Origin of the sequence: Terribacillus saccharophilus (assembly GCF_046592895.1) — a bacterium.
In the GTDB taxonomy this organism is placed as follows: Bacteria; Bacillota; Bacilli; order Bacillales; family Amphibacillaceae; genus Terribacillus; species Terribacillus saccharophilus_D.
This window is the reverse complement of sequence record NZ_JAWVPU010000002.1, coordinates 451772-467968: the sequence shown is the minus strand read 5'-3', so window position 1 is coordinate 467968 and position 16197 is coordinate 451772. Positions and strand designations below refer to the sequence as shown.

At 46.9% G+C, this 16197-nt stretch carries 19 protein-coding genes; 4 read left to right on the top strand and 15 right to left on the bottom strand.

Going from position 1 to position 16197, the window contains the following annotated elements; translation table 11 throughout:
• Positions 1-89 precede the first annotated feature (89 nt).
• The 12 genes from sigF to SFC66_RS08105 form a co-directional block, all read right to left on the bottom strand.
• On the bottom strand, positions 90-845 hold the full coding sequence (gene sigF, locus SFC66_RS08160) for an RNA polymerase sporulation sigma factor SigF (RefSeq protein WP_411218204.1): 756 nt from the start codon (positions 843-845) through the stop codon (positions 90-92).
• Between the two features lie 9 nt (positions 846-854).
• Positions 855-1298 carry an anti-sigma F factor gene (spoIIAB, locus tag SFC66_RS08155; RefSeq protein WP_411218203.1) on the bottom strand — a complete coding sequence of 148 codons (444 nt, stop codon included), beginning with the start codon at positions 1296-1298 and terminating at the stop codon, positions 855-857.
• Positions 1295-1651, bottom strand: coding sequence for an anti-sigma F factor antagonist (gene spoIIAA, locus SFC66_RS08150; RefSeq protein WP_411218202.1), 357 nt, complete (start codon positions 1649-1651; stop codon positions 1295-1297). The genes spoIIAB and spoIIAA overlap by 4 nt, the downstream gene beginning before the upstream one ends.
• A gap of 98 nt (positions 1652-1749) precedes the next feature.
• On the bottom strand, positions 1750-2910 hold the full coding sequence (locus tag SFC66_RS08145) for a D-alanyl-D-alanine carboxypeptidase family protein (protein WP_411218201.1): 1161 nt from the start codon (positions 2908-2910) through the stop codon (positions 1750-1752).
• Between the two features lie 106 nt (positions 2911-3016).
• On the bottom strand, positions 3017-4318 hold the full coding sequence (locus SFC66_RS08140) for a pyrimidine-nucleoside phosphorylase (protein ID WP_411218200.1): 1302 nt from the start codon (positions 4316-4318) through the stop codon (positions 3017-3019).
• Positions 4319-4334: 16 nt separating this feature from the next.
• Positions 4335-5159 (bottom strand): purine-nucleoside phosphorylase, encoded by an 825-nt coding sequence (locus SFC66_RS08135; RefSeq protein ID WP_411218199.1) that lies wholly within the window; start codon positions 5157-5159, stop codon positions 4335-4337.
• A gap of 2 nt (positions 5160-5161) precedes the next feature.
• Positions 5162-6346, bottom strand: coding sequence for a phosphopentomutase (deoB, locus tag SFC66_RS08130; protein WP_411218198.1), 1185 nt, complete (start codon positions 6344-6346; stop codon positions 5162-5164).
• Positions 6347-6372: 26 nt separating this feature from the next.
• Entirely contained in the window at positions 6373-7257 is an 885-nt protein-coding gene (xerD, locus tag SFC66_RS08125; RefSeq protein ID WP_411218197.1) for a site-specific tyrosine recombinase XerD, read from the bottom strand.
• A 6-nt stretch (positions 7258-7263) separates the two neighbouring features.
• Positions 7264-7473 (bottom strand): DUF4227 family protein, encoded by a 210-nt coding sequence (locus tag SFC66_RS08120; protein WP_095222606.1) that lies wholly within the window; start codon positions 7471-7473, stop codon positions 7264-7266.
• Positions 7474-7633: 160 nt separating this feature from the next.
• On the bottom strand, positions 7634-8125 hold the full coding sequence (gene fur, locus SFC66_RS08115) for a ferric iron uptake transcriptional regulator (protein ID WP_411218196.1): 492 nt from the start codon (positions 8123-8125) through the stop codon (positions 7634-7636).
• 108 nt (positions 8126-8233) lie between these two features.
• A complete protein-coding gene (gene spoIIM, locus SFC66_RS08110) occupies positions 8234-8869 on the bottom strand; it encodes a stage II sporulation protein M (protein WP_411218195.1) in 636 nt (211 codons plus the stop codon).
• Between the two features lie 70 nt (positions 8870-8939).
• On the bottom strand, positions 8940-9485 hold the full coding sequence (locus SFC66_RS08105; RefSeq protein ID WP_411218194.1) for an NUDIX hydrolase: 546 nt from the start codon (positions 9483-9485) through the stop codon (positions 8940-8942).
• Positions 9486-9609: 124 nt separating this feature from the next.
• Between SFC66_RS08105 and SFC66_RS08100 the strand changes: the two genes are divergently transcribed.
• Positions 9610-10530, top strand: coding sequence for an aldo/keto reductase (locus SFC66_RS08100; protein WP_411218193.1), 921 nt, complete (start codon positions 9610-9612; stop codon positions 10528-10530).
• Positions 10531-10544: 14 nt separating this feature from the next.
• Here the strand turns inward: SFC66_RS08100 and SFC66_RS08095 are convergent, their stop codons facing one another.
• The 3 genes from SFC66_RS08095 to SFC66_RS08085 are packed head-to-tail and all read right to left on the bottom strand — an operon-like array spanning position 10545 to position 13356.
• Positions 10545-10913 (bottom strand): iron-sulfur cluster biosynthesis family protein, encoded by a 369-nt coding sequence (locus SFC66_RS08095; RefSeq protein WP_411218192.1) that lies wholly within the window; start codon positions 10911-10913, stop codon positions 10545-10547.
• A gap of 13 nt (positions 10914-10926) precedes the next feature.
• Positions 10927-11715: an SDR family NAD(P)-dependent oxidoreductase gene (locus tag SFC66_RS08090; RefSeq protein ID WP_411218191.1), complete on the bottom strand. Its 789-nt coding sequence runs from the start codon at positions 11713-11715 to the stop codon at positions 10927-10929.
• 39 nt (positions 11716-11754) lie between these two features.
• Positions 11755-13356 carry a M20/M25/M40 family metallo-hydrolase gene (locus SFC66_RS08085; protein ID WP_411218715.1) on the bottom strand — a complete coding sequence of 534 codons (1602 nt, stop codon included), beginning with the start codon at positions 13354-13356 and terminating at the stop codon, positions 11755-11757.
• Positions 13357-13452: 96 nt separating this feature from the next.
• Here SFC66_RS08085 and SFC66_RS08080 point away from each other — a divergent pair, with 96 nt between their 5' ends.
• From SFC66_RS08080 to rnz, 3 genes are read left to right on the top strand one after another with little or no spacing between them, the layout of a single operon-like run.
• Positions 13453-14190 carry a glycerophosphodiester phosphodiesterase gene (locus SFC66_RS08080; RefSeq protein ID WP_411218190.1) on the top strand — a complete coding sequence of 246 codons (738 nt, stop codon included), beginning with the start codon at positions 13453-13455 and terminating at the stop codon, positions 14188-14190.
• Positions 14191-14212: 22 nt separating this feature from the next.
• The gene (gene namA / locus SFC66_RS08075; protein ID WP_411218189.1) at positions 14213-15235 is read left to right on the top strand and encodes an NADPH dehydrogenase NamA; all 1023 of its coding nucleotides are present in this window, start codon (positions 14213-14215) and stop codon (positions 15233-15235) included.
• A 21-nt stretch (positions 15236-15256) separates the two neighbouring features.
• The gene (rnz, locus tag SFC66_RS08070; protein ID WP_411218188.1) at positions 15257-16192 is read left to right on the top strand and encodes a ribonuclease Z; all 936 of its coding nucleotides are present in this window, start codon (positions 15257-15259) and stop codon (positions 16190-16192) included.
• The last annotated feature ends 5 nt before the right edge of the window (positions 16193-16197 follow it).

Genomic DNA, 16197 nt, shown 5'->3' with positions numbered 1-16197 from the left:
GGGTTTCTGTACTTAGTATGGGATAAGCATCGAAAAACATGCTGGTAATTCCAGGCAATAAAAAAGCTTTCGCACATCGTGTGCAAAAGCTACTTTTCCAGCTGTTCCTTGATGCTGGCCAATATTTTCTTTTCGAGTCTTGAAACTTGGACCTGGGATATGCCAAGACGATCCGATACTTCGGACTGCGTCTGGTCTTTGTAAAAACGCAAATATACGATAAGACGCTCTCTTTCATCAAGAGATTGAATCGCTTCCTGCAAGGCAAGCTTATCGAACCAATTATTATCTTGTTCTGCAATCTGATCCAGCAGCGTTATCGGATCACCATCATTTTCGAAGACCGTCTCATGAATCGAATGCGGCAGCTTGGCAGCCTCCTCGGCATGGACGATTTCCTCTGGAGAAAGCTCCAGCTCTTTGGCGATTTCCTGGATCGTCGGCACACGGTTGAGGTCTTTTGTCATTTCTTCCTTTTTCCTGCGTACTTTGTTGGCTGTCTCCTTCAGTGATCGGCTGACTTTGAGACTGCCATCATCGCGGATGAAACGCTGAATTTCACCAATGATCATCGGCACCGCGTAGGTGGAAAAACGTACATCATATGAAAGATCGAATTTGTCGATCGACTTGATCAATCCGATACAGCCGATCTGGAACAGATCATCGGGTTCATAGCCGCGGTTGATGAAGCGCTGGACGACCGACCATACGAGCCGTACATTCCTCTCGACAAGGATATCCCTTGCTTCTTTGTCGCCATTCTGACTTAACTGGATGTATGTTTTCACTTGCTTATCGGTCAATTGTTCTTTTGCCTTCTGCTGTTTAAAATATACATCCATCAGCCCCACCTACTGACTCATGGCTTTGTTGGAGTTGAACTGTTTATTCATCGTCACCGTAGTGCCTCGCCCTTCTTCTGAGTGCACGTACACATGGTCCATGAAATTTTCCATGATCGTAAATCCCATACCTGACCTTTCCATGTCCGGCTTGGATGTATATAGCGGCTCCATCGCTTCGTCCACATCCGGAATGCCGACACCTTCATCTTGGATGATCAGCTCCACTTCATCATCCGACAGCGTGCAGACGATTGTGATCATCTGATCGGGATCTGAGTTATAGCCATGGATGATGCTATTCGTCACCGCTTCGGAGACGACTGTCTTGATTTCAGTCAGCTCGTCCATCGTCGGGTCCAGCTGCGAGACGAATGACGCGACAGTTACACGGGCAAACGCTTCGTTCCTGCTTTGGCTTGAAAAGGAAAACCGCATCATATTCGTGTTCATGATAATACCACCCCGAAAGTTTCCAGCGCAAAGCGCTCATTTTCTTCAAATCGGATGATCTTGAATAATCCCGACAGCTGAAACAGCCTGTCCACAGCCGGCGTCAGACTGCAGACGACCATCTCCCTGCCTTCTGCTTTCAATTCTTTATACCTGCCTAGTATGACACCCAGACCAGAGCTATCCATGAATGAAAGAGATTCCAAATTCAAGACCATATGTTTTATGCCTGGCTGCTGCAATGCAAGCTGCCAGCTTTCTTTCAATTCGCTCGCCGTGTGATGGTCAAGCTCACCATCAAGACGTGCCACCAAGATGGATTCTTTCAATTCATAATCAACTGTCAACCCCATAGCTTTCTCCTCCTTTATCTGCATATAGATTTCTGCAAAAAAAGGCGAAAACCTTTCAGGTGACAAAATTAGAAGATAAATGCTTGTCTTAGTCAGAATCAGTGGAATTTCACCATATCATCGAAGCTGCGTTTGATCATGAGCCAATAGCTGGCTTTTGGAAGATCTTCCTTCATGATCACTGGCGTGGATGAAATCAGCTTGCCATCAGCTGTCACTTTCAGCTCGCCAATTTTCTCGCCAGCTTTGAGCGGCAGTGTCAACTCTTCGTCAAAAACGACTTCAGATGACAATTCACCAAGCTTTTCTCCCTTTTTGACAAGTAAAGAAACTGGCTCTGCCGTAACGACTGGAACATCTTTCTTACGTGCTTTGAGCATATCAAGCTTGGCAACGGTCTGATCCTGTTTGTACAGCTGTTTCACCGTATACTGATTAAAACCGTAGTCCAGCAGGCGGGCTACTTCATTGTTCCGCTGCTTTGGCGTTTGTGCTCCCATTACGACAGCGATCACACGCATGCCGTCTTTTTTCGCAGTTGCTGTGAGACAATAGCGAGCTTCTTTCGTAAAACCTGTTTTCAATCCATCCACACCCGGATAGAATTTCACCAGTTTATTTGTATTCACGAGCCAAAACGGATCATCGGAATCCTTACGCAGATAATCCTCATAAATACTAGTGAATTCCGTGATTTCTTCATGCCCAAGCAATGCCCGCGCCATCAGCGCCATATCTTTGGCAGTCGAATAATGATCCGCTGCCGGCAGCCCGGTCACGTTTTGGAACTTTGTATGGGAAAGCCCCAGTTCGCGTGCCTTCTCATTCATTTTCTTCACAAAAGCATCCTCTGTCCCGGCAATCTTCTCAGCCAATGCCACACTCGCATCATTGCCGGAGGCGACTGCAATGCCTTTGAGCAGATCCTTCACTGTCATTTCTTCGCCTGGTTCAAGGAAAATCTGTGATCCTCCCATGCTGGCAGCATACTCACTCGCTCGAACCTTTTCATCATATTTAAGCTTGCCTGCATCGATTTCCTCCATGATCAGAAGCATGGTCATTATCTTCGTCATACTAGCTGGCGGAAGTTCTTCCTCCATATTCTCCCCGGCAAGGACGCGGCCGGTATCACGTTCGATCAAAATCGATGATTTAGCCGTCTTCTCCTCCTGTTTTTCAGCAGAAGCTTGGACTGGCACCAGACCAAGACAGATTACAAAAGCAATCAGCATACTGATCAGACTCATTTTTCTCATGTAAGGTTCCTCCGTTTACGGTAATACAGTTAGATTCTCCCAAATGAGTTTATTTATTAATGTTTTGTACACAAAAAAAGCAGCCCTTTTCAGGACTGCTTTCGTATCAGGAAATGACATCATAAATCAGCTTTGTTTTTTCAGGCTGAACCGTATCAATCGTATAAGAAGCCAATACTTTGTTAACTGAATCAGCTGCTTTGGCATCACGAGCATGCAAGATGGCGATTGTTTCACCTTGATGTACTTGATCACCTTGCTTTTTCTTCAATGTGATACCGACTGCATGATCGATATCATCATCTTTTGTCGCGCGGCCTGCACCTAAATACATAGCTGCTGTACCGATTCCTTCCGCATCGATGCTGTGAACGAATCCATCTGTAGGTGCCTTCACTTCGATATGATGATCAGCTTGAGGGAGAAGTTCAGGATTATCGACAAGCGCTGTATCGCCGCCTTGGGCACCGATGAAAGTGCGGAATGCTGCCAGTGCGGTTCCATTGTCCAAACAAGCTTCCAAATGAGCGCGAGCATCATCGTAATTTTCGAACTTACCTGCAAGCAGTGCCATATGCGTTGCAAGCTCAACAGAGATTTCACGCAGATCTGTTATTTTCTCACCGCTCAACACTTGGATCGCTTCTTTCACTTCATTGCTGTTGCCGACTTCGAATCCAAGCGGCTGGTTCATGTCAGTGATGACAGCCACAGTTTGGCGGCCGAGGTTATTGCCGATTTTGACCATTGTTTCTGCCAGCTTCCTGGAGTCATCCAATGATTTCATGAAAGCTCCGGAACCCGTTTTTACATCGAGTACGATCGCTTCGGCACCGGATGCCAGCTTTTTACTCATGATCGAGCTTGCAATCAGCGGAATCGTATTAACCGTGCCTGTCACATCACGCAGCGCATAAAGTTTCTTATCTGCTGGTGCCAAGTTTCCAGTCTGTCCTGCTACCGCGAGTTTGTTTTCATTCACCAATCCCATGAATTGCTCCCGGCTCAAATCGATGGAGAAACCTTGGAAAGATTCCAGTTTATCCAGCGTACCGCCAGTATGTCCCAAACCGCGTCCGGACATTTTTGCAACCGGGATACCGATAGCGGCTACGAGAGGACCAGTGATCAAAGTGATTTTATCCCCTACTCCGCCTGTGCTATGTTTATCCACTTTCTTACCTTCGATGCTGCTAAGGTCGAAAGTCTCTCCAGAAGTGGACATTTCCTCTGTCAGCCAAGCTGTTTCTTCTTCTGTCATGCCATTGAAGTAGATTGTCATCAAGAAGGCAGACGCCTGATAATCCGGGATGTCCCCTTTTGTATAACCTTGGACGAAGAAAGCAATTTCTTCTTTGGACAGCGCTCCGCCATCTCTTTTCTTCGTGATTAAATCAACCATTCTCATTTGCTTTTCACCTGCTTTACTGTATTGGAAGCTGCTTGACGATTTCTTTTACGAAACGAAGAAAGTCTTCCCTTACCTGACCTGTTGTTTCCATCACTTCATCATGCGTCAGCGGCTGGTCTAGGATGCCTGCTGCCATGTTGGAAATACAGGAGATGCCCAAAACATTCATTTTTGCATGACTGGCTACGATCACTTCCGGTACCGTTGACATGCCGACAGCATCTCCGCCCCATGTACGAAGCATACGAACTTCAGCACCTGTTTCGTATGAAGGGCCGGTATTGCCGATATATACGCCTTCTTTTACTTTCAAACCGATTTCTGCTGCCACATTGCGTGCATGTCCCAAAAGCTGCTTGCTATAAACAGAAGACATGTCCGGGAAACGTGCTCCGAGTTCTTCGTCATTTGGACCGATCAATGGATTTGTACCCATATTGTTGATATGGTCTGTGATCAGCATCAGATTGCCCGGCTCGAAGCTCTCATTGATGCCACCAGCTGCATTGGTGACGATCAGTGTGTCCACACCGAGTGCTTTCATGACACGCACAGGCAATGTCACCAATTCCATCGGATATCCTTCATAAAAATGGAATCGTCCTTGCATGGCGATGACATGCTGCCCTTCCAGCTGACCGATCACAAGCTGTCCTTTATGACCGCTTACTGTGGAAACCGGAAAACCCGGAATCTCCCCATAAGGTACGACTGTAGTATCTGTGATTTCATCAGCCAAGACTCCAAGTCCTGATCCAAGAATCAATCCTATCTTTGGCTGTGCAGTCAATTTGCCTTTAATATAATCTGCTGCTTGCTTTATCGCTTCTGCCTGCATATTCATTTCCCCTTTTTTAACGCTTCTAAAAAGCTTGTTCCGTGCTCCGGCATTTCTATATTGAAATTATCCGCAATCGTTGCTGCAATATCGGCAAATGTATGCCGCAATGGCAGTTCTTCCCCTTGCTCGATACCAGTATGATAAGCAATCAATGGTACATATTCCCGCGTGTGATCTGTCCCGGGAGCTGTCGGATCATTACCGTGATCTGCTGTGATGAGCAGTAAATCGTCTTCCTTCAGCTTATCAAGAACTTCCGGCAGACGCTTGTCATAATCCTCCAGCGCCTGCGCGTAACCTTCCGGATCACGGCGATGGCCATATTTCGCATCGAAATCGACCAGGTTCAGGAAACTGATACCAGTAAAGTCTTCGTCCATACTTCCGACGATTTTCGTCATACCATCTTCATTGTCTTTGGTGCGGATGGCTTTGGTAACACCTTCGCCATCATATATATCGGAGATTTTACCAAGTGCGATGACATCCAGGTCCGCGTCTTGCATGCTGTTCATCGTCGTTCTGCCAAACGGCTTCAATGCATAATCATGGCGGTTTGATGTTCGTTCAAAGGCACCAGGTTTTCCCACGAATGGACGTGCGATGATCCTTCCTACCATATAAGGGTCATCCAATGTCATTTCACGTGCGATTTCGCATATTTTGTACAGTTCTTCAAGCGGGATGATATCTTCATGCGCAGCAATCTGCAAAACAGAGTCGGCAGATGTGTACACGATCAAATCACCAGTCTGCATATGCTCTTCACCAAGCTCATCCAGGATTTCCGTACCGGATGCAGGTTTATTACCGATGATACCGCGGCCCGTGCGCTGCTTCAATTCATCAAGCAATGCGTCCGGGAACCCATCCGGGAATGTGCGGAAAGGCTGGTCGATGCGCAGACCCATGATTTCCCAATGGCCCGTCATCGTATCTTTCCCATTTGATGCTTCCTGCATTTTCGTGTAATACGCTTTTGGCTGTTTGGCAGCCTTGATGCCTTCCACCTCGCGGATATTGCCAAGGCCAAGCGCCGCCATATTCGGCATGTTCAATCCAGCGCGGTGCGTTGCGATATGTCCGAGCGTATCTGCTCCTTTATCGCCAAAAGCTTCAGCATCCGGCGCTTCCCCGATGCCGACAGAGTCCATCACTATAAGAAATACGCGTTTGAAATCCAACTTTATTGCCTCCTAATATAAACCTCTTAAGCCCGAGGATGGTGCGTTTTGTAAATATCCTTCAGCCTTGTTTTCGTCACATGTGTGTATATCTGTGTCGTACTGATATCTGCATGACCGAGCATTTCCTGAACGGCACGCAAATCAGCCCCATTCTCCAGCAAATGCGTTGCAAACGAATGACGCAATGTGTGCGGGGTTATCTCTTTTTGTATCCCGGCGTCGCGGGCAATCTGTTTCAACACTTTCCAGAAGCCTTGTCTTGACAAGGAGTTGCCATGATGATTCACGAATAGTATGTCACTGGTTTTTGACTTGAGCAGCTGTTTGCGGGAGCGATTCATATACTCCTCCAGCCTAGCTTTCGCCATATCCCCGAGCGGGACGATCCGTTCTTTCGATCCTTTCCCGAAACAGCGGACGAACCCCATTTCGAGATGCAGATCATCCAGCTCAAGTGCCAAGAGCTCGGACACCCGCAATCCGGTAGCATAAAGTGTTTCCAGCATCGCTCTGTTCCGGATCGTCAGCAAATCCGTCCCCGGGCAGGTGAGCAGTTTGTCCACTTCCTCAGACGAGAGGATTTTCGGTAGTTTACGCTCTTTTTTCGGTGTATCGATATGTATGCTCGGATCTTCTTTCAATCCATATTCACGAAGCAGGAATTGATGGAAAAGGCGGATGCTTGACAATGTCCTCGCAATCGTCGCGGCCGACTTTCCGTCATCATGCAGCCAGCGCAAATAAGCAGTCAGCTTGGCACGCGTGACAAGTGACCATTCCTTCACTTCATTTTCCTGCAGATATTTTGCATATGTACGCAGATCCCGGGCGTAGGATTGCAGTGTGTTTTCTGAAAGACCCCGTTCAATCTGCAGATAATGGATAAAATCATCCAAAGCTTCTTGCATGTCAGCCTACTCTCCTAACCGGAAGAATAACGTCATCCTATCGACTAGACTTTCCTGTTCCATGGCTGCTACTTTCACTGCATTTCCTTCTGGCGGGTCATATCGATGATAGCTCTCATACTCACTATGGATGAACCGTAAACCAAAATAGAAAAAGGCAGAGCAAGCAACAAACACAAGCAGCAGCTTACAGGTGTCGAAGACGAATCGTTTCATGTACTTTTCTCCTTTCCATGACTTGTCTATGTAACAGACTATGCCAAAGAAAGTGGAAATTATACGTACAGGATAACGTTACCTCATTCCTGTTGTTTTGTAAAATGGTTAATCAAACGAAAGAAAGCCTTTTCCACATTATTGGAAAGGCCTCATTTGCTTATGATGTCCGATTCACTTGAACAGCAGCTGTTTCGAGTTCTTCTTCCTTTTCAGCGGCTTGACAGACGCGGCAGATGCCATGGAAAGTAAGGCGGTGATCTTTCACCTTGAATCCCCAGTCGGTTTGGACGATTTTTTCAACATCTTCCAAAAGGTCTTCATCTATCTCCTCGACTGATCCGCATTCCATGCAGACTAAGTGGTGATGGAAATGCGTTGCCCCTTCTTTGCGAAGGTCGTAACGGGAAACGCCATCCCCGAAGTTTATTTTATCAACGATTTTCAGTTCAGATAATAATTCCAATGTCCGATATACAGTAGCCAAGCCGATTTCCGGTGCTTTTTCCTTTACGAGGAGGTAGACGTCTTCAGCGCTTAAATGATCCTCTTCTCGCTCGAGCAGCACGCGTACCGTCGCTTCCCGCTGCGGTGTCAGCTTGTAGCTTTGCGCATGTAATTGCTTCTTGATGCGTTCAATGCGGTGTTCCAAGTGAATTCCTCCCTCGTAATCCCACACTCATTATATACCGATTGCAAAAAAAGTGTCAAATTATAATCATTATAAACTGTTAATTATAATCATTATTAAAAATCACTTTTACAGCAAATCATTCACAAGCATGGATAATAGCGGGTTGGAAAGGAATGTTTCCATTAACGCAGCAGCAGCAGATCCTGTTATAAGCACTAAGAAAATGGTGCTGTATTGTAAAAAATAACGCCTTAATGATAATGGCGACCGCTTGGCGATCAGCTTGCGCAAAAGGGTGATGGAAAACAGCATGGCGCTTGTTCCCGCGATCAAATAGAGCGGGATGACCACTAGATTCTGCGGCGCTACAGCTGCTGCGGCAAGCAGCAGACCCTTCCAGCCGAGCTGATTGACGAGGAAGCCGACACTGAAGCCCATCATCAGTCCTTTACTGAATAACAGCGTCCAAATGATCGGAATACCGATGATGGAAAGGCCGAGCACATACAAAAACAGCAAAAACTTCAAATGCGCAAGAAAACTTGACTGCAGGATCTCCTGCTTGCTGATGACTTGACCCTGTTGCAGCTGGGCGAAAAATCGTTCGAGATAATAGAATAAGTCTTCTTTTTGTGTAAAATTCATACTGTTAACGACAATCGCACCGAAAATGATACCTATCAGGAACAAAACAAGCATGAACAAATAACTTGTTGCATGCTGTTTAACATGATGAAAAAGAATGAACTCCCGCTGCTTCATCTTATCTGCCTCCGTATTCTAGTCTAGTTACTAGAATCTATGTCGGAAGCTTGTCTGATAGAACTGTTACTTACGATTGCTTTTTTAAGCGAAGGTAAAGCAGCGCGTACATCGTTTTGGCATCATGAATTCGTTCTTCGGCTACGAGTGCTTCTGCTTCTTCCAACGTCAATTGCTTCAGTTCGACGAATTCATCATCATCTCCGGCGATTTTTTCAGCCATAGGTTCAATGTCATCTGCTTCGTATACGTGCAGCAGTTCATCAGCAAAACCCGGGGAAGTATAAAAAGATCCCAGCTTTTTCAAATTCTGCGTCGTATAGCCTGTCTCTTCTTCAAGCTCTCTTACAGCCGTCACTTCCGGCTCTTCACCTGGTTCCAGCTTGCCAGCAGGTATTTCGATGATTGATTTTTCAAGTGCTTTCCGATATTGCTCGACAAAGATGATTTTACCGTCTTTGGTTATCGGGATGATGGCAACGGCACCAGGATGCTTGATCAGTTCCCGCTTGGAGGTATTTCCATCTGGCAAAGAAACAGTATCGACTCGCAGGGAAATCACTTTACCATCATATATTTTGGATGTTTCAATCGTTTTTTCTTCAAATTTCTTCATTATGTACACTCCTTTTCTTTGCTTCTATCATTTTAGCATAGCTTGCATGGTACACATAAGTTGTCTGCTGCTCCGCTTACGCTTACACTGGAAAGATAAACAGAAAAGGAAGGTGGCATACAGCATGCAAAAACGACAGGTAGGCACATCGGATCTTCATGTTTCAGAGATATCTTTTGGAACGATGAGTATCGGTACCGAAGAGCAAAAAGGGATCCGCCTGCTTCACGAGGCACAAGATCTTGGTATCAATTACTTTGATACTGCAGATTTATATGATCAAGGAAAAAATGAGGAGATCGTCGGAAAAGCTTTCAAAGGACGACGAGATCAGGTCATCTTGGCCAGTAAAGTCGGTAACAAGCTGAATCCGGACGGCAAAACATGGCACTGGGATGCGAGCAAATCGTACATTATGTCGCAGATAAAGGAAAGTCTCCGCAGACTTCAAACCGATTATCTCGATCTTTACCAGCTTCATGGCGGAACGATGGATGATGATATCGATGAAACGATCGATGCATTCGAAACATTGAAAAAAGAAGGATTGATCCGTCACTACGGTATCTCTTCCATCCGCCCAAATGTGATTCGCGAATATGTAGAGCGTTCGAATATCGTCAGTGTGATGATGCAGTATAGCCTGCTCGATCGAAGACCGGAAGAACAAGTACTCGATATGCTTGCAGACAACTCCATCAGTGTCTTTGCACGAGGCAGCGTTGCCAAAGGCATGCTCAGTGACAAAGCAAGTGAGAAAGTGAAGCAAAAAGGAACCGATGGCTATTTGGAACACTCGTACGAGGAGCTGCTGGCAGCAAGTGATAAGCTTGCGGTACTTGCTGATCAGGAGCATACATCTTCCACTTCACTGGCGGTTCGCTATGTGCTGCAGCACCCTGCCTTAGCGAGTGCTGTGATGGGTGCAAGCTCATCTGATCAAGTGAAGCAAAATACTGCACTCAACACAGATCGTCTTCCAGCGTCAGTTTACGAAAAGCTTCAGCAAGTCACACGGCCGATTGCATACACTGCCCATCGATAAAGGAAAAGCGGAAGTCAGCAGGAATCTCCCCTGCCAGCTTCCGCATTTCTATCCAAGAAATCAGTATGTGTCAGATGTGCTTGCGGGATCAATGCATTCAAGTATCCTTCTTTACTGGATAAACGGAACACATTATTACTGAAATCCAGCTTCACTTCTTCTGCAAAAAACACTTCTTGCTGCTCATCCACCAGTGCCGGTATCGTCTCGCTTTCCACCTCGATATCCCGCTGACGCGGTTCTTCAGCCAGTCGGACTGTCGGAATCCCATTCACTTTACAGCCAATTCCAACCGTATCGTAATACAACGTGATGTAGCGATGTGTTTCATTTTGTAATGCTTGGATTTTCTCCAGTGCGTTTTCGGTGATTGTCAGTTTCATCTTGATGTCCTCCTTATTTTTTGCTGAACTGCTTGCCAAGCACTTTTTCAGCCAACCCAGGCAGCAGCTGATACAATTTGCTGCCAAAGCCCATCCACCCTGGCAGGTTGATTTCACGTTTGCCTTTTCCGATTGCCGCCAATATTTTTCGTGCCACTTTGTCAGGCTGCAGCATATAACCGGCGCTAGCTTGCTGATAGCGCCCACTCGGATCGGCAGTGTCAAAGAAGTTTGTGTCCATCGGGCCCAAATTAACCGCGGTCACATGGATCCCATGCGGCTTTAATTCCTGGCGCAAGCCATTGCTGAAACCAATGATCGCATGCTTGCTTGCCCCGTAGACTGCAGCTTTCGGAGTTGCTACTTTCCCAGCCATGGAGCCGATCATGATCACATGAGCGCTCCCCCGCTTCATCATCCCCGGTATCACGGCTGCTGTTGCTTCCATTGCGGCCAGACTATTGACCCGCATCGTAGTTTCCGTCTGAAGAGTTTCCATTTCGGTAAAGTTGCGAAAATAACCTACCCCAGCATTATTGATCAATACATCGATGATCGGATTTTCTTTTGTGATATGTTGCAGGACAGTACGCCATTCCACTCCGTCACTCAAGTCCGCACGATATACCTTGACATCGGTTTGATAGCGTTCATAAAGCTCATCAGCAAGCTCCTCAAGCTTTTGTACAGATCTTGCTGCTAGCAGCAAACGATAACCGGCTGCAGCTGCCTGCCGAGCGAGTTCCCTTCCAAGTCCGCTGGAAGCACCGGTAATCAACATCGTTTCATTGTTTCTTTCCATATGCTCTACCTCTTTCTCTTTACCCCTCCATAGCGGAGATTATGTACGAAGAGCAAAGACAATCGCACTTTCGATCAAGTCTGGCAACTTGCCAAAACTATAAGTCACTTCCAACCGTTCTGTCCATTGATGCGCATCTTTGCCATACGGTCCTAAATGCAATATCGGCATCTGAAGTCCTTCCATCAAGTCCGCTGGCAATGTGAATCCTTTTTCCTGCAGCGGCATATTGGATAAGAGGTCCAATATGACCGTTTTGGAAGTAGGTTTCCCAATGAAACTTGAATCTGACAGGCCCGGGAAAAACTGAACCTGCGTCAATTCCTCGTCAAAGTTTTGCTTCGCTTTCACTTGAATGTCACGGATCAATCTTTGTATATAAGGATCTTTTGAAGAAGAAACAGCAGGATAAAACGGCGGGCTGTAAAAAAGAACGATGACAGGCGCCAAATCGTGGCACATGCTCACAAGTTCCTTGACGAGCTTTGTCGAAAAATCCCGGTCGCCTTCCGTCCGCGTGGTTACCAAGCGGTTTTGCCGCCTTTCCACCTCCCCTTGACCGTAACGGCTGACAGCATGAGCATAAAGCTCTTCATAGAACATCGTCTTGATGGTAAAAGCGGTAGGATGAGCAGCATTGGTTTTCGCTGCTGCCAATTTCGCTTTTTGTTCATAGTGGTCCGCAATCTTGTTGGCAGCCCTATCCATTGCCTGCTTCAATTTTACATTGATATCATGAATCGACTGTTCCAGGAATAATACATTGTACATGGTCACTGCAGATACAGGAGTTTGAACGGAATACGTCTCCTTCAAATCCCGCAGCATCAAACTGACCGGCGGCGGTGTCACTTCCCCGTCCACTTCTTCAATGAAAGATTCCTGTAGCTCAAGCTCCTGTGACAGATAACTGATCATCAAGTTTGCATTGAGTCCCCCGAATGGTTCCCCTACATGTGTCTCCTTGCCATAGCAGAAGAAACCGGGCAGCACTTTGCCGATTGAACCGCTATAAAGATAGTTTCTTGTATCGCCTGGGTATTTGCTGAACACAGGTTCTCCGTTCATGCATAGTTTGTATAGCAGACCTTCCGTTGCTTGCAGCTGCTGCAGCACTTCAAGCGCACGCAGCATGCCAGCGGAATTGACTTCCTCATCCGGCACTGTCAGCAGCAGGATGTTGCCGTCGAAAGCATCATCCATCGCCCGCTCCAGCATGGAAAGGTGGATGGCCAATCCTGCTTTCATATCCATCGTTCCTCTGCCAAAAAGCCATTCACCTTGCTGGATTTCACTTGTAACGGAAGCAGGCAGTTCCGCATCTCCTCGCTTGTATGCAGCAGTCAGGTCATGCACCTTGGTTGCAAGATGCTGAAAGATGCCAAAGTCCTCTGTCCCGACGACATCGAAATGACTGAGCAGGATGATCGTTTCTTTTTTATCAGTTTTTTTCACAAGTGCGGTGAGAAGCTGCCGGCCATCCTGGAGCGGATGAAGCTGCAGATGCTCTGGACACTGCTTGAAATAAGGCTTTTGTTCCAGAAGTGCATATATATGTTCCGGAAAACGAATTTCTGCTTCGGAACCTGTGACGCTTTCAATTTCCACCAGTTCTGCAAGCAGTGCAATCAATTGGTCCATCGTTTGCCATTGTTTCAAGTGCGCACGCCCTTTCAAATTGACTTTTTCAGGTTTTTCTCGCACAATTCAACTATACGTCCAAGTTGGGGTGAAACCATGTCTACCAAAATATTTGCACATCGCGGTGCCAGCAAATATGCACCGGAAAATACGATGGCCGCTTTTCGGCTCGCGGAATTGATGCAGGCTGACGGCATCGAAACCGATGTGCAGCTGACAAAAGACCAAGTTCCAGTCATCATTCATGACGAAAGCATCAACCGCACGACGAACAAACGCGGCTTGGTTCGCAATCTTACATACGATGAATTACGCCAAGCAGATGCTGGCGCTTGGTTCTCCCGTGATTACGCTGGTGAGCAAATCATCTCGCTTGATGATTTCCTCAAATGGATAAAACCCACTTCGATGCTTTTGAATCTGGAGCTGAAAACGAATAAATATCCTTATCAAGGCATTGAAAGAATCGTCCTGGACCTTTTGGATCTGCATGCCATGAAAGATCGGACCATGATTTCAAGCTTCAATGCTGATACGATTCGCCGTATCGCCGATTTGGATCCCATTATCGATACAGGCTTCCTTACGTCCAGACGACCTCGTCAGCTCTTCGCTTTGATGGAGGACATGGGTGCGAAAGCTTTACACCCGAAATTCCGTCTATTGAACAAGAAGCTGATTCAGGAATGTCTGCAGCACAATGTCCCAATCCGGGTATATACAGTCAATCAGCCTGTTTATATACTACGAGCTCTTGAAGCAGGCTGTGACGTGATCATCTCGGATGTGCCGGATCGGGCACTTGAATTGAAAAAGGGTTATATCACTAGTTAATCAAACAATCGGAGGTCCTACAATGGCTACACCTAAATTATTTCAACCTATCACTTATAAAAATTGTACATTGAAAAACCGCATAGTCGTTTCCCCGATGTGTATGTATGCTGTAGAGGAGAAAGACGGCAAAGCCACACCATTTCACGTCACTCATTATGAAAGCAGAGCGATCGGGCAAGCCGGACTTATCTTTGTGGAATCCACCGCGGTCACGCCGGAAGGAAGGATTTCCGACCAAGACCTTGGGATCTGGTCGGATGACCAAGTCGAAGGACTCCGGGCAATCAGCAGCAGAATCCAGGCGCATGGCGCAAAAAGCGGCATCCAGCTTGGACATGCTGGTAGAAAATCACAAGCTGCAGACCCGATCGTCGCACCAAGCAACTTACCATGGAACGGGGAATCTGCGGCTCCGGAAGCTTTGACGGAAGATAAAATAAAAGATTTGATTCACGCATACCAGACAGCAGCAGCACGTGCCAAGGAAGCAGGCTTCGATGTCATCGAAATACATGCTGCCCACGGCTATCTTATCAATCAGTTCCTTTCTCCTTTGACGAATCAGCGAATCGATGGATACGGTGGTGCCCGCGAGAAACGATATCGTTTTCTGCGCGAAGTGCTCGATGCAGTGAAGCAAGTATGGGATGGACCATTATTTGTCCGTATTTCAGCGGAAGAATATGCGGAAGGCGGAAACACGCTCAATGATTTCATTTATTACAGCATCGAAATGAAACGGCAGGGCGTTGATTTGATCGACTGCAGCACTGGCGGCGTCGTCCCCAAAGGACCATCGGCTGTCTACCCTGGCTATCAAGTTGTCCATGCGGAAAGAATACGCAAGCACGCACTTGTCGATACTGCAGCTGTCGGATTGATCACGACTGGTCAAATGGCTGAAGAAATCTTGCAAAATGAACGTGCTGATCTTGTTTTCATCGCCCGTGCGATGCTGCGGAATCCGTATTGGCCGCTCGAAGCAGCCGATCAGCTGAATCATAGATTGGAAGCACCAGTTCCTTATAAACGAGGCTGGTAACTTCAGGAGGCTTTTCAAATCATGGAATTACATTTTCTTGGAACAGGCGCCGGTCTGCCTTCAAAAGACCGGAATGTAACGAGCATCTGTCTGTCCATGCCGCAGGAACGGCAGGCAGTCTGGATGTTCGATTGCGGGGAAGCAACGCAGCATCAGCTGCTGCACTCCCCGCTCAAACCAGGCAAAATCGAAAAAATCTTCATCACACACCTGCATGGTGATCATATATATGGTTTGCCAGGTCTGCTATCGACTCGCTCCTTCCAGCAATCCGATTTGCAGCTTGAAATATACGGGCCGCGCGGCATCAAAGAGTATATCGAGGTTTCACTCAGCGTCAGCGGCAGTCAGGTGGCAAACTCCCTGCTCATTCATGAAATCGAACCTGGGCGTATATTTGAAGACGAAGGCTGGACAGTCGAAGCAGTCGAATTGTCCCACGGCATTCCTTGCTTCGGATATATCGTGGAAGAAAAAGCCACGCTTGGCGAACTGAATGCAGACAAGCTTAAGGAACTCGGCATCTCACCTGGTCCGATTTATCGTCAAATCAAGAACCAGGAAGTGACGGAGCTTCCAAACGGCCAGTCAATCAGAAGAGCGGATGTTGTCGGACCAGACAAGCCTGGCCGGAAGATCGCTATATTAGGTGATACAACATACTTACCTGAGTTAAAGGATAATTTGGACAGCGCGGACATCCTTGTGCATGAGTCCACTTTCTCAGCGGATGAGCCTGACATGGCAAAAGCCTACGGACATTCCACTGCACTCCAGGCCGCGAGCTTGGCAAAAGCCGCGAACGTGAAGAAATTGATTTTAACCCACATATCTGCCCGCTATCATCAGGATGAAGCAAGTATATTGGCAGAACAAGCACGAACGGTCTTTCAGAATACCGAGTTGGCAGAAGATCTTAGCGTTTTTGAAGTATATAAAAATAGCAGCGATTCCTGAGGAAA

What these genes read in the sequence shown, in the direction of transcription:
- SFC66_RS08135 (WP_411218199.1), bottom strand. Translation starts at nt 5,159, where the DNA reads ATGCAGGCAGAAGCGATAAAGCAAGCAGCAGATTATATTAAAGGCAAA.
- xerD (WP_411218197.1), bottom strand. Translation starts at nt 7,257, where the DNA reads ATGCAAGAAGCTTTGGATGATTTTATCCATTATCTGCAGATTGAACGG.
- SFC66_RS08120 (WP_095222606.1), bottom strand. Translation starts at nt 7,473, where the DNA reads ATGAAACGATTCGTCTTCGACACCTGTAAGCTGCTGCTTGTGTTTGTT.
- rnz (WP_411218188.1), top strand. Translation starts at nt 15,257, where the DNA reads ATGGAATTACATTTTCTTGGAACAGGCGCCGGTCTGCCTTCAAAAGAC.
- SFC66_RS08140 (WP_411218200.1), bottom strand. Translation starts at nt 4,318, where the DNA reads ATGAGAATGGTTGATTTAATCACGAAGAAAAGAGATGGCGGAGCGCTG.
- SFC66_RS08080 (WP_411218190.1), top strand. Translation starts at nt 13,453, where the DNA reads ATGTCTACCAAAATATTTGCACATCGCGGTGCCAGCAAATATGCACCG.
- spoIIAA (WP_411218202.1), bottom strand. Translation starts at nt 1,651, where the DNA reads ATGGGGTTGACAGTTGATTATGAATTGAAAGAATCCATCTTGGTGGCA.
- SFC66_RS08100 (WP_411218193.1), top strand. Translation starts at nt 9,610, where the DNA reads ATGCAAAAACGACAGGTAGGCACATCGGATCTTCATGTTTCAGAGATA.
- namA (WP_411218189.1), top strand. Translation starts at nt 14,213, where the DNA reads ATGGCTACACCTAAATTATTTCAACCTATCACTTATAAAAATTGTACA.
- sigF (WP_411218204.1), bottom strand. Translation starts at nt 845, where the DNA reads ATGGATGTATATTTTAAACAGCAGAAGGCAAAAGAACAATTGACCGAT.
- SFC66_RS08090 (WP_411218191.1), bottom strand. Translation starts at nt 11,715, where the DNA reads ATGGAAAGAAACAATGAAACGATGTTGATTACCGGTGCTTCCAGCGGA.
- spoIIAB (WP_411218203.1), bottom strand. Translation starts at nt 1,298, where the DNA reads ATGAACACGAATATGATGCGGTTTTCCTTTTCAAGCCAAAGCAGGAAC.
- SFC66_RS08085 (WP_411218715.1), bottom strand. Translation starts at nt 13,356, where the DNA reads ATGGACCAATTGATTGCACTGCTTGCAGAACTGGTGGAAATTGAAAGC.
- spoIIM (WP_411218195.1), bottom strand. Translation starts at nt 8,869, where the DNA reads ATGAAGCAGCGGGAGTTCATTCTTTTTCATCATGTTAAACAGCATGCA.
- SFC66_RS08145 (WP_411218201.1), bottom strand. Translation starts at nt 2,910, where the DNA reads ATGAGAAAAATGAGTCTGATCAGTATGCTGATTGCTTTTGTAATCTGT.
- SFC66_RS08105 (WP_411218194.1), bottom strand. Translation starts at nt 9,485, where the DNA reads ATGAAGAAATTTGAAGAAAAAACGATTGAAACATCCAAAATATATGAT.
- SFC66_RS08095 (WP_411218192.1), bottom strand. Translation starts at nt 10,913, where the DNA reads ATGAAACTGACAATCACCGAAAACGCACTGGAGAAAATCCAAGCATTA.